The 11,977-nt window shown below is 69.4% G+C and carries 13 protein-coding genes; 9 read left to right on the top strand and 4 right to left on the bottom strand.

The window, feature by feature from the left end:
* Positions 1 to 4 precede the first annotated feature (4 nt).
* From C4V41_RS22120 to C4V41_RS22090, 7 genes are all read left to right on the top strand, one after another.
* Positions 5 to 940, top strand: coding sequence for a substrate-binding domain-containing protein (locus C4V41_RS22120; protein ID WP_103957786.1), 936 nt, complete (start codon positions 5 to 7; stop codon positions 938 to 940).
* On the top strand, positions 937 to 1,737 hold the full coding sequence (locus C4V41_RS22115) for a deaminated glutathione amidase (protein ID WP_103957785.1): 801 nt from the start codon (positions 937 to 939) through the stop codon (positions 1,735 to 1,737). The genes C4V41_RS22120 and C4V41_RS22115 overlap by 4 nt, the downstream gene beginning before the upstream one ends.
* Positions 1,730 to 2,650: an ABC transporter substrate-binding protein gene (locus tag C4V41_RS22110; RefSeq protein ID WP_103957784.1), complete on the top strand. Its 921-nt coding sequence runs from the start codon at positions 1,730 to 1,732 to the stop codon at positions 2,648 to 2,650. The genes C4V41_RS22115 and C4V41_RS22110 overlap by 8 nt, the downstream gene beginning before the upstream one ends.
* A complete protein-coding gene (locus C4V41_RS22105) occupies positions 2,647 to 3,546 on the top strand; it encodes an amino acid ABC transporter permease (protein ID WP_103957783.1) in 900 nt (299 codons plus the stop codon). Before C4V41_RS22110 ends, C4V41_RS22105 begins: the two co-directional genes overlap by 4 nt.
* 8 nt (positions 3,547 to 3,554) lie before the next feature.
* On the top strand, positions 3,555 to 4,307 hold the full coding sequence (locus C4V41_RS22100; protein ID WP_103957782.1) for an amino acid ABC transporter ATP-binding protein: 753 nt from the start codon (positions 3,555 to 3,557) through the stop codon (positions 4,305 to 4,307).
* A gap of 5 nt (positions 4,308 to 4,312) precedes the next feature.
* Positions 4,313 to 4,840 carry a GNAT family N-acetyltransferase gene (locus tag C4V41_RS22095; protein WP_103957781.1) on the top strand — a complete coding sequence of 176 codons (528 nt, stop codon included), beginning with the start codon at positions 4,313 to 4,315 and terminating at the stop codon, positions 4,838 to 4,840.
* A gap of 243 nt (positions 4,841 to 5,083) precedes the next feature.
* A complete protein-coding gene (locus tag C4V41_RS22090; RefSeq protein ID WP_103957780.1) occupies positions 5,084 to 5,788 on the top strand; it encodes a B3/B4 domain-containing protein in 705 nt (234 codons plus the stop codon).
* 62 nt (positions 5,789 to 5,850) lie between these two features.
* Here the strand turns inward: C4V41_RS22090 and C4V41_RS22085 are convergent, their stop codons facing one another.
* Positions 5,851 to 6,450 carry a TetR/AcrR family transcriptional regulator gene (locus C4V41_RS22085; RefSeq protein WP_103957779.1) on the bottom strand — a complete coding sequence of 200 codons (600 nt, stop codon included), beginning with the start codon at positions 6,448 to 6,450 and terminating at the stop codon, positions 5,851 to 5,853.
* A gap of 85 nt (positions 6,451 to 6,535) precedes the next feature.
* On the opposite strand from C4V41_RS22085, the gene C4V41_RS22080 reads away from it, so the two are divergent.
* Positions 6,536 to 7,807 (top strand): amidohydrolase family protein, encoded by a 1,272-nt coding sequence (locus tag C4V41_RS22080; protein ID WP_103957778.1) that lies wholly within the window; start codon positions 6,536 to 6,538, stop codon positions 7,805 to 7,807.
* Here C4V41_RS22080 and C4V41_RS22075 read toward each other — a convergent pair.
* The 3 genes from C4V41_RS22075 to C4V41_RS22065 all read right to left on the bottom strand — a co-directional run bounded on the left by C4V41_RS22075 (position 7,794) and on the right by C4V41_RS22065 (position 11,433).
* Positions 7,794 to 8,495 carry a GntR family transcriptional regulator gene (locus C4V41_RS22075; protein WP_103957777.1) on the bottom strand — a complete coding sequence of 234 codons (702 nt, stop codon included), beginning with the start codon at positions 8,493 to 8,495 and terminating at the stop codon, positions 7,794 to 7,796. The genes C4V41_RS22080 and C4V41_RS22075 overlap by 14 nt on opposite strands.
* Positions 8,496 to 8,843: 348 nt before the next feature.
* Complete coding sequence (glnA, locus tag C4V41_RS22070; RefSeq protein WP_103957776.1) at positions 8,844 to 10,268, bottom strand: type I glutamate--ammonia ligase; 1,425 nt, start codon at positions 10,266 to 10,268, stop codon at positions 8,844 to 8,846.
* Positions 10,269 to 10,383: 115 nt separating this feature from the next.
* Positions 10,384 to 11,433 carry a hypothetical protein gene (locus C4V41_RS22065; protein ID WP_146103734.1) on the bottom strand — a complete coding sequence of 350 codons (1,050 nt, stop codon included), beginning with the start codon at positions 11,431 to 11,433 and terminating at the stop codon, positions 10,384 to 10,386.
* A 77-nt stretch (positions 11,434 to 11,510) separates the two neighbouring features.
* Between C4V41_RS22065 and C4V41_RS22060 the strand changes: the two genes are divergently transcribed.
* Positions 11,511 to 11,975, top strand: coding sequence for an RDD family protein (locus C4V41_RS22060; RefSeq protein WP_103957774.1), 465 nt, complete (start codon positions 11,511 to 11,513; stop codon positions 11,973 to 11,975).
* Positions 11,976 to 11,977 lie beyond the last annotated feature (2 nt).

Below are 11,977 nucleotides of genomic sequence, written 5' to 3'. Positions count from 1 at the left end.
TTTTGTGGCGAATATTCGTCTGGCGTTGCGGGACTGGGACCACCTCGTGCCGGTGGCGACCGGGGAGGTGCGGCCCGACGGGTTCGAGCTGACGCTCGAATCCCGCGCCGTCACCCCCGACGTGCTGAGCGAGTCGGAGCTGGACGGAGGAGAGACCTCCTTCAGCCGGTACGTGCTCGGCCGCGCCGCGGGCGACGACCGGCTGGTGGGCCTGCCGGTGTTCGTGATGCGCGGCTTCCGGCACCGCTGCCTCCTCGTCCGCCGCGACAGCGGGCTGACCGCGCTGGAGGAGCTGAAAGGCGCCCGCGTCGGGCTCACCGGCTGGCCGGACTCCGGCAACACCTGGACCCGGGCGCTGCTCAGGGCCGCCGGCGTGGACCTGACCGGCATCGAGTGGACGGTCGGCCCCCTGGTGGCCGGGGAGACCGGCAAGGACCGGGTGGGTCCCGTGCCATTCCCCGGCAACGTCTCGCTCACCGACGACGGCCTGACCGAAGGGCTCGCCGGCGGCCGGTACGACGCGATCATGACCCCGTTCATGCCCCCCGAGTTCTTCACCCCGGACAGCCGCTTCCGCCACCTGCTGCCCGACCACCGGGCCGCCGAGCGGGCCTACTACGAGCAGACCGGGTTCGTCCCCGGCATCCACCTGGTGACGCTCAAGCGCGAGAGCGTCGAGCGCGACCCGGGGCTGCCCGGGGCCGTGCTGGACCTGTTCGACCGCTCCAAGCGGCACTGGCTGGCCCGGCGGCGGCTGCTCACCGACACCACGCCCTGGCTGCTCGCCGACCTGACCGACACCGCCCGCACGTTCGGCCAGGACTGGATGCCGTACGGCGCCGCCCAGAACGCCGCCATGACCGCGGCCTTCTGCGCGGAACTGCACGCCCAGGGAATCTCGAACCGCCCGATCAAGGCCGAGGAGGTCTTCGCCGCATGAGAATCGCCGTAGGACAGTTCGCCTCCGCGGAGAACTGGACCGACAACCTCAAGACCTGCCAGGAGCTCATCGACGGGGCCGTGGCCGGGGCGGCGGACCTGCTGGTCCTGCCCGAGGGGGCGCTCTCGCTCTTCGTGGACGAGCCCGCCCGCATCCGCGAGGCCGCGCAACCGCTGGACGGGCCGTTCGTCAGCGGCCTGGTCGAGCGCACGCGCGGCTCCGAGACCACCGTGATCGCCGGCGTGCACGTCCCGGCGGAGGACGGCCGGGTGGCCAACGTCCTGGTCGCGGCCAGGGGCGGGGAGCTCGTGGCGACGTACACCAAGCTGCACCTGTACGACGCCTTCGGCCGCCGCGAGTCCGACAACGTGATCCCGGGCACGAACGCGCCCGTCGTGATCGACTGCGCGGGCTGGAAGGTCGGCCTGATGACCTGCTACGACGTGCGCTTCCCCGAGCTGGCCCGGCTCCTGGCCGACCAGGGCGCCCAGGTGCTGGCGGTGCCCGCCGCCTGGGTGCGCGGCCCGGCCAAGGAATGGCACTGGGAGGTCATGGTGACCGCCCGCGCCCTGGAGAACACCTGCTACGTGGCGGCCTCCGGCGAATGTGGCCGCCGCAACATCGGGGCGAGCATGGTCGTCGATCCGCTCGGCATCGCCCGTGCCCGCCTCGGTGACGCGCCCGGCCTGCTGTGGGCCGGCGCGTCGGCGGACGAGCTCGCGAGCGCCCGCCGTACCCTGCCCGTCCTTGAGAACCGGCGCTTCGCCGTGGACCCCCGATTGGAGCCACATGTCTAAGCACGCGACCGCCGCCCTTGCCGTTGCCGTTCTTCTGCTGGCCGGGTGCGGTGCCAACCCGGAGGAGGCCGAGGGCGTTCTGGACACCCCCGCCGGGCAGCCCGCCGCCGCCCAGACCAAGGACCAGGCGCTGCACGACCGCCTGCCGGACAAGGTCAGGCAGACCGGGAAGCTGGTCTCGGTCAACAACGGCTCGTTCCCGCCGTACGAGATCGCCGGGCCCGACGGCAGGTCCCTCACCGGCGCCGCCGCCGACATGTCCGAGGCGCTCGGCCAGCTACTCGGCGTCAAGATCGAGCACGTCACCGTGGACGGCCTGCCCAGCTCGCTGACCGGCATCGCCTCCGGCCGCTACGACTTCGCCATCGGCCCCGTGGGCGACTTCGCCGACCGGCAGAAGAACAACGACTTCGTGGACTGGGTCAAGGAGTACGTGGTCTTCGCCGTGCCCAAGGGCAACCCGGACAAGATCGGCTCCGTGGCGGACACGTGCGGGCTGAAGATCTCGGTCATGGCCGGCGGCTCCGCCGAAGCGGTGATCAAGAGTCGGTCGGCGGCCTGCGTGAAGGAGGGCAAGCCGAAGATCACCGTGCAGTCGTACAAGGATCAGCCCACCTCGGTGCTGGCGGTCAGCTCGGGGCGGGCGGACGCGTTCTTCTCCTCCCAGGCGCCGCTCACGTACTTCGTGGCCCAGGCGGGCGGCAAGCTCGAACTCGCCGGGAAGGGGCAGGCCAACGGGTTCGACGACCTCTTCCAGGGGGCCGTCGTGGGCAAGGACTCGCCGCTGCGCGACGTGCTCAAGGACGGCTTCCAGAAGCTCATGGACAACGGCACCTACGCCAAGATCATGGACAAGTGGGGGACGGCCGGCAACAAGCTCGACCGGGCCGGCGTGAACCTGGCGACCTCATGAGCACGGAGATCGACGTCGCGGGCGCCGCCCGCACCCGTCATCCGCTGCGCTGGGTCGCCTCGGCCGTCCTGCTGGTGCTGGCCGCCCAGCTCGTCAGCCTGCTGGTCACCAACCCCAACTTCCAGTGGGACGTCGTCGGCCGCTACGTCAACGCCCAGCTCATCGGCCAGGGCATCGTCACGACCCTGCTGCTCACCGTGATCGCCATGGCCGTCGGCGTCGTGGTCGGAGTGCTCCTGGCCATCGGCCGGCTGTCGGAGAACCCGGTCGCCAGGGCCGCCTGCGGGCTCTACGTGTGGTTCTTCCGGGGCACGCCGGTGCTGGTGCAGCTCGTGCTCTGGTACAACCTGTCGTACCTGCTGCCGGAGATCTCCTTCGGCATCCCGTTCGGCCCCGCGTTCCTGTCCGCCGACACCAACGTGCTCATCACCCCGCTGCTCGCGGCCATCCTCGGGCTCGGGCTGAACGAGGGCGCGTACATGGCCGAGATCATCCGCGGCGGCCTCATGTCGGTCGACCCCGGCCAGACCGAGGCGGCCTCCGCGCTCGGCATGGGCAGTGCCCGCACCTTCCGCCGGATCGTGCTGCCGCAGGCCATGCGCTTCATCATCCCGCCCACCGGCAGCCAGGTGATCAGCATGCTGAAGGCCACGTCGCTGGTCAGCGTCATCGCCCTGGCCGACCTGCTCTACACCGTGCAGTCCATCTACAACCGCACCTTCCAGACCATCCCGCTGCTGATCGTGGCCTGCGTCTGGTATCTGGTGATCACTTCCATTCTGTACGTCGGCCAGTCGTTCATCGAACGCCACTACGCCCGCGGCACTCGCAGGAACGCCCCGCAGGGCTTCTGGCTCTTCCGCCGCCGTCCTTCTTCTGGAGGGGTGACCTCGTGAGCGTCCCCATGGTGCGCGCCCGCGCCGTACGCAAGCACTTCGGCCACCTCGAAGTGCTCAAGGGCATCGACCTGGACGTACGACCAGGGGAGGTCGTCGTCGTCCTCGGCCCGTCGGGGTCGGGCAAGTCCACGTTCCTGCGCTGCGTGAACCACCTGGAGACCATCGACGGCGGCTCCATCCACGTCGACGGCGAGCTGATCGGCTTCGAGGCCGCCGGCGGCCGGGTCCGGCACCTGCGCAAGCGCGACGTCACCCGCCAGCGCAGGGAGATCGGCATGGTCTTCCAGCAGTTCAACCTCTTCCCGCACTTCACCGTGCTGCAGAACGTCATGGAGGCGCCCGTCGGCGTCCGCGGCGAGCGGCGCGAGGAGGCCAGGGAGCGCGCGTACGCCCTGCTGCGCCGCGTGGGCCTGGAGGACAAGGCCAAGGGCTACCCCCGGCAGCTCTCCGGCGGCCAGCAGCAGCGCGTCGCCATCGCCAGGGCGCTGGCGATGCGGCCCAAGCTGATGCTGTTCGACGAGCCGACCAGCGCGCTCGACCCCGAACTCGTCGGCGAGGTCCTGGCCACCATGAAGGGCCTGGCCGAGGACGGTCTCACCATGATCGTGGTGACCCACGAGATCGGGTTCGCGCGGGAGGTGGCCGACCGGGTGGTGTTCATGGACGACGGCGTCGTCGTCGAGTCCGGCACCCCCGCCGACGTGCTGGACAACCCTGCCAGCCCGCGGACCAAGGCGTTCCTCAGCCGCGTACTGTAAGCCGGATGGAGACCGAGCGGCTCATCATGCGCCGATGGCGCGACGAGGACAGGGCGCCGTTCGCCGCGCTGAACGCCGACCCCGAGGTGATGCGGCACTTCCCCAACCTGCTCACCCGCGAGCAGAGCGACGCCATGGTGGCCAGGATCGAACGCGACTTCGAGGCGCGCGGCTACGGGCTGTGGGCGCTGGAGGAGCGGGGGAGCGGGCGGTTCCTCGGGTTCACGGGGCTGGTGCTGCAGACGTTCGACGCGCCGTTCCTGCCGGCGGTGGAGATCGGGTGGCGGCTGGAGCGGTCGGCTTGGGGGCAGGGGTACGCGACGGAGGCGGCCCGGCAGGCGCTCGCGTTCGGGTTCGGGGAGGCGGGGCTCTCCGAGATCATCTCGATGACGGCCGTGGGGAACGTGCGGTCGCGGGCGGTGATGGAGCGGATCGGGATGACGTACGACGCGGGGGCGGACTTCGACCATCCGTGGCTCGCCCAGGACAGCCCGATCCTGCGCCACGTCGTCTACCGCCTCAAACGCCCGTAGCTTGTAGCGGCTTCCCCGGCTTCCCCGGCTTCCCCGGCTTCCCCGGCTTCCCCGGCTTCCGGTGCTCATCGCGGGAGGGGCGCTCAACGCCGTCCGCCAGGTGGGCGCCACCCTCGGCGTCGCCGTACTGGGTGGCCACCTGCGGGACCCACTCCTGACGGCGGCCATTCTCACCGCTGTGACCTGCGTTACCCACGGCGCTGTAGGCTTCGGGAAAAGATCCGGACCCGCGGAGTGAGACCCATGCATTTCCAGCATGCCGAGGACATCTGGCGAGACTTTCCCGAGCTCGTGCCCGGGGTGCTCTACGCCGAGGGCATCACCGGCGACGTCTCCGCGACCGCCCAGATCGCGAGGTACAACGACCTCGCCACCGCCAGGCTCGCCACCGTGTCCTCGGAGAGCGAGCTGCCGGAGATCCAGGCCTGGCGGCGCGCCTTCTCCAAGATGGGGCTCAAGCCCACGCAATATCGCTGCGCCTCGGAGTCGCTGCTGCGCCGCTTCAGGAAGGAAGGTTCGCTGCCGAGCCTCCATCCCTTGATCGACCTGTGCAACGCGATCTCCATCGCCTACGCCACCCCGGTGGCCGTCTTCGACGTCTCCCGGATCGCCCACTCCATAGAGGTCCGGTACGCCGCCGGCGACGAGACGTACCTGACCTTCTCCGGCGAGACCGAGCAGCCGCCCGCCCACGAAGTGATCTTCGCCGACGCCGAGAAGCGGGCCCACGCCCGCCGCTGGAGCAACCGTCAGAGCGGCCTGTCGGCCGTCCGCGACACCACGACGAACGTCCTGATCGTCGCCGAGGCGCTGCACGACACGGCGGCCAAGGACATGGAATCCCTGACGGCGGCCCTGTCCGGCGAGCTGAACACCCTCTGGCCCGTCACCCCGAAGACAACGATCCTGAGCCCATCCGCACCCAGGTTCACATTCACGGGGGAGTGAGCCCGCCCGGCCCCGTGTCGTGTCCGCGGGGCTGGGCAGCCCGTGCGGTCCCCGGGTCGCGTTCACGGGGAGGTGAGGCCGTACAGGACCGTTTCGGCGAGGGCCGGGGCCTGGGCGGCCGGTGAGAACAGTTCGGGGCAGGCCAGCCACGTCGCCGCGGTCCCGTTCACGGACGTGATGATCGCCAGCGCGGCCGCCTCCACCGAGATCCCCTCGCGCAGCCGCGCCCCGGCGAGCAGTTCCATCAGCCCGCGCTTCCAGCCCTCCATCATGACCCGCTTGTCCCGCAGCCCGCTCTCCAGCTCGGGAATCCCTTCGGCGCTGCGCATCGACAGCGCGAACACCTCCCGCAGCGTCGCATCCCGCTCCAGCGCGGTGAAGAACGCCACCAGGAACCGCCTGAGCCGCTCCACCACGGGCCCGTCGCCGTCGAGCGTGCCCCAGACGGGCGTGGCCGCCTCCGCCCAGAGTTCGCTGATCGTCGCCAGGTAGAGCGTGGCCTTGTCGTCGAAGTGGTGATACGCCGCGCCCCGGGTCACTCCGGCCCTCGCGGCGATCCCGGCGAGGGTGGCGGCCGCGTACCCGCGCTCCGCGAACACGCCCAGCGCCGCCCGCAACAACGCCCGCCGCGTCTCCGCCGCCTCCTCCGCCGTACGTCGCACAAAGGCACCTTCTCATACGTACGCGTGTGTATGATTCAAGACCATTGATACGTACGTGCACGTATGTATATCCACGAGGAGAACCATGCTGTTATTCGAGAACGTCCGAGTGTTCACCGGCCACACCCTGCTCAGATCGGCGAACGTCACGATCGACGACGGCGTCATCGTCTCGGTCAGCGAAGACGCCACCCCCGAAGCCGCCGAAGTGATCGACGGGCGCGGGCGGACCCTGCTCCCCGGCCTGATCGACGCCCACGCACACGTCTTCCCCGGCGACCTCGAACAGGCCGCCCTCTTCGGCGTGACCACCGTCCTCGACCTGATGTCCGACCCCGTCCAGGCCGCCACCCTCCGCACCCCGAGCCCGTACAGAGCGGATCTCCGCACGGCCGGCACCGCCGCCACCGTCCCCGGCGGCTACGGCTGGTACCTGGTCGACATGGGCCTCTACCCGCCCTTCCCCACCCTCACCGGCCCCGACGACGCGGACGCGTTCGCCGCGAGCCGGTTCGCCGAGGGCTCCGACTACCTCAAGATCATGCTGGACGACGGCACCACGACGGGAATCCCCACCCCCTCGATGGCTGACGAGACCGCCGCCGCGCTGGTGGCGGCGGCCCGCGACCGGGGCAGGCTCGCCATCGCCCACACCCTCACCGCCGCCGCCGCCCGCCAGGCGCTGCGCGCGGGCGTGGACGTCCTCGGCCACGTCTTCGTGGACCGCCCGGACCCGTCACTCGCCCACGAGCTCGGCGACACGGCGGTGATCCCGACCCTGACCGTGCTGACCGCGCTCTTCGGCTCCTCGCACGCGGGCGGGCGGCTGGCGGGGGACCCGCGGGTGGCACCGTACCTGAGCGAATCGTCCCGCGCCCTGCTCACCATGGGCTCGTTCCCGCTGCCGGACGGCGCCCGCCACGACCTCGCCGTCGCCACCCGCACCGTCGCGGAGCTGCGGGACGCGGGCGTGACCCTGCTCGCCGGCTCCGACGCCTCGAACCCCGGCACCGCCCACGGCGCCACCCTCCACCACGAACTGACCCTCCTGGTGGCGGCCGGCCTCACCCCATCAGAGGCCCTCACCGCCGCGACCGCCGCCCCGGCCGCCCGCTTCGCCCTCACCGACCGCGGCAGGATCGCCCCGGGCCTGCGCGCCGACCTCCTCCTGGTGGACGGCGACCCGACCGCGAACATCGACGCCACCCTGGACATCGCCGGCGTCTGGCTCGCGGGACATCGCCTGCCCCGCCGAACGCCTCAGCCTCCGGAGGAAGCCACTTCGATACCTACCCCTGGCATCGGGCACTTGCAGAACTTGAGGTCGTCCTCGGACGTGACATTCAAGGCGAGGTGAGCGGCAGCCGCTGATCCACTATGTGCACCCGTTGTGGGTTGGCCAGCCGGCGCAGCAGTTGAAGAGGCTCGCCAGCCTGGTTGCAGGTGATGCGTGTCAGATCGAGCAGCGGGCTGCCACGGCTGACCCGGAAGGTCAATGCCTCTTTCGGGCCGGCTGGACGGACACGGGTCTGGAGTTCCACAAGGCCCGTTGAGCGCTCCACGTCGTAGCTGCCGGCGTCGTGCCGCTCCCTCGACCAGTACAACTGGTCGAGGCACACGAGTTGCCCTTCGATTTCGCCCCGTATCTCGCTGATGATCACTTTTGCCTTGGCCGGGAGGCGGAGGTTGTGGGCGACCTCCTCGGTTGCGGGTGTGGCGCGGCTAAGGACGGTTGTCAGGTGGCCAGTGGTCCCGGCTCGCCGGCACGCGGCTGCCCACGCGGTGGGCTCGTCGCGGAAGTCGATGGCCATGGGGATCTGAATGACGACGGCCGGCCCGAGGACGATCATGCCCTTATTGGCGACGCGCCAGACCAGTCCCTCCTCCTTGAGGGCTCGCATGGCGTTGGTGATGACCTGTCTGCTGACGCCATAGGTCCGCATCAGGTCTTCGGTGTGCGCAAGCGGTTCGCCCGCAGGGTGGGTGCCGTCGAGGATCTTGGTCCGGAGGTCGGTCAGGACCTCGGGGAACCTCACGACGGGCACCGGTGCTCCTTAGCTGGGCTGTTCTGGCTGGCGTTGATCGTAGTACGGCGGCGCGATCGGTGCTTCTCACCTGTGGGCTTGACAGTGATCGTCCGGTGGTGCTCGCTTCTTCCAGAAGCGTTGTTTACTAGTAAACATGGCATTGCCAAGCCCGATCAAGATGGTCAAGAGGATGCAAGACGACACCTTCTGAGCCTCCTCACATGCAGAAATGGCCCGGCATCGTCACGCGATGCCGGGCCGTTCTGTTCGGTCAGAGGACGAGAGGGACAACGAGCAAGGGCGAGAATGTTTTCCCAGCTCAGCGCCCCTACCGGTCAAGATCGCCGAGGCCGGGAAGCCGCTCGGTCACACGTCGTAGTAGAGCTCGAACTCGTGCGGGTGCGGCCGCAGCCGGATCGGGTCGACCTCGTTCTCCCGCTTGTACGCGATCCACGTCTCGATCAGGTCAGGCGTGAAGACGCCGCCTTCGAGCAGGTAGTCGTGGTCCTCCTCCAGCGCCGTCAGCACCTCGGGCAGGGAGCCGGGCACCTGCGGCACCTGGCGGGCCTCCTCCGGGGGAAGCTCGTAGAGGTCCTTGTCGACCGGCTCCGGCGGCTCGATCTTGTTGCGGATGCCGTCGATGCCGGCCATCAGCATCGCCGCGAACGCGAAGTACGGGTTGCACGACGGGTCGGGCACGCGGAACTCGATGCGCTTGGCCTTCGGGTTGGAGCCCGTGATCGGGATGCGCACGCAGGCCGAGCGGTTGCGCTGCGAGTAGACCAGGTTGACCGGGGCCTCGTAGCCGGGAACCAGGCGGTGGTAGGAGTTGACCGTCGGGTTGGTGAAGGCCAGCAGCGACGGCGCGTGCTTGAGCAGGCCGCCGATGTAGTAGCGGGCCGTGTCGGACAGGCCCGCGTAGCCGACCTCGTCGTAGAAGAGCGGCGAGCCGTCCTTCCACAGCGACTGGTGGCAGTGCATGCCGGAGCCGTTGTCCCCGAAGATCGGCTTGGGCATGAACGTCACCGTGTGGCCGTATTCGAGGGCCGTGCTCTTGATGACGTACTTGTAGAGCATCAGGTTGTCGGCGGTCTTGAGCAGCGTGCCGAACTTGAAGTCGATCTCCGCCTGACCGGCCGTGCCGACCTCATGGTGCTGCATCTCGACGTCGATGCCGCACTCGATGAGGTTGCGGACCATCTCCGAGCGCAGGTCGGTGAAATGGTCCATCGGCGGGACCGGGAAGTAGCCGCCCTTGTAGCGCGGCTTGTAGCCCAGGTTGCCGCCCTCGGTCGCCTTGCCGGTGTTCCAGGCGCCCTCGATGGAGTCGATGTAGTAGTAGCCGGCGTTTTCGCGCGTCTCGAAGCGCACGTCGTCGAAGATGTAGAACTCGGCCTCGGGGCCGAAGTAGACCGTGTCGGCGATGCCGGTGCCCTTGAGGAACTCCTCCGCCTTGCGCGCGACGTTGCGCGGGTCGCGGCTGTAGGCCTCGCCGGTCAGCGGATCGTGCACGAAGAAGTTCAGGTTGAGCGTCTTGTGCTGGCGGAACGGGTCCACCACGGCGCTGGACGGGTCGGGCAGCAGGAGCATGTCGGACTCGTGGATCGCTTGGAAACCGCGGATCGACGAGCCGTCGAACATGAGTCCATCGGTGAAGACGCTCGCGCTGAAGTTTTCAACCGGGAAGGTGAAGTGGTGCGTCGTCCCCGGCAGGTCGGTGAACCTGACATCGACGAACTGCACCCCTTCGTCACTGATGAACTTCAGGACGTCGTCGGCGGAGTTGAACACTCTCGAACCTCCCTGGGGACTGGCCATCATGCCGACGCTAGGGCTCGGCCGTTTCCATATGGTGTCTCGATTGTTTCGCACGTGTTACGCAGCGTCAGCCTGCGTACATGCGCGATCAGGTCTCCTCGCTGGCCCCGCACTCGCCATCGAACTCGGGCGCGTCCAGGTCGTAAGGGTCCTGAGGCGGGCCCTCCGGGCGCACCTTACTGGGCGCGGAGTCATCGTAAAAGGGGTGGATGTACCCGTCGTCCACGTCGCATCGTGCCGGGGTCGCCGTTCCGCCCAGCTCCCGGACCCAGGTGACGAGCTCTCCGCCCTCGCGGTACATCAGCATCGTGCCGCGATTGTGCGTGACGAGCCTGGTCATCGTGGCGGGCTGGCCCGGCCGCTGGATCGCGTAGGCGACGAGGTAGTTGATCTCCACCTTCGCGCCGGTGATCCCGTCCTTCTTGTACGACGACAGCTTCGCCCTGCCGTTCACCTTGATCACGTCGCCGACCAGTTCGGCGGTCTTGGGCGCGAAGCTGGTCAGCATCCCGCGGAGGCTGTCTTTACGGTCGAGACTCTTGCGGAACCGGGACCGCGCTTCCGGGTGCAGCAGGTCCATGTACGCCGTCGGCCTGCCACCCAGGATCGTCTTGCGGTCGAGGAAGGCGGCGGCCAGCAACTTGTGCGTCCGCTTCAGGCCCTTGGCCACGTCCTGCTTCGACAGCCCGCCGATCGCCTTGGCCTCGGGCAGGTCGAACCCCGCGGCACCCTCCGCCCAGCTCTCCGCCTTGGACCCCTCGAACGGCCCGAGCGGCTCCGTGGACACCGGACTCGTCAGTGATTTCAGAGGTACGGGGGCCGCGACCACCGGCATGGTCTCCTCGGGCACCGGGCCGGCGACCGCCGGGAGCAGGTCGGGGCGCAGGGTGATGACGGCCCCGGCCGCCGCGATCACCGCGGTGATCCCCGCCACCGCCGGCCAGGCCCGCCCGATCCGGCGTGGAGCCCTCTCGGAGGGCATGCCTAAACGCGCGTCGTGTCCGAACCCGGGCGACCGTTCGGCTCCGCGCGTCTTGGCCCCCTTCTTCGCCGCCGCGCGCATCTTGCGTCGCTCCTCGGCGTCTATCTGCGCGACCAGCTCGTTGAACCGCTGGTCAAGGTCATCCCCGTGTGGCATGGCGTACATGATGGCGGGTCCGTGACGCGGTTGGGTCACAATCGGGACCGGCCCCAGGGGCGGCTACCGTGGAGGGCATGAGCAGCAACGAGCCTCGGTGGACGCAGACCTGGCTGGGCGGGCTCCGGTCCGCCGGGGTCGATCTCGGATACCCGGGACAGCGCCTGGGCCTGCCCGAGGAGGGCGGCGGGTCGATCGCCGGCTGGGGGCGCCGGATCGGCGCGCTGGTCATCGACTGGATGATCTGCACGTGGGCCATCGTGCAGCTGCTCCTCGGCATGAGCCCGGCCCAGTCGCCGTGGGCGCCTGCGGTGGTGTTCGCGCTGCAGTATCTGCTGCTGGTCGCGTTCATGGGCCAGACGTTCGGGCACCGGCTGATGGGTGTGAGGGTCGCCGCCATGGACGGCGGTGACCCCCGCCTGCTGCCCGTTCTGGTACGCACCGTGCTGCTGATCCTGGCCGTGCCCGCCCTGATCTGGGATCGCGACCACCGGGGGCTGCACGACCGCGCGTCCAACACCATGGTCGTCCGCATGCAGTAAAA

Origin of the sequence: Nonomuraea solani (assembly GCF_900108335.1) — a bacterium.
Classification (GTDB): Bacteria; Actinomycetota; Actinomycetes; order Streptosporangiales; family Streptosporangiaceae; genus Nonomuraea; species Nonomuraea solani.
Note: the sequence above shows the minus strand (reverse complement) of the source record. Positions and strands in the feature narration are given on the sequence as shown.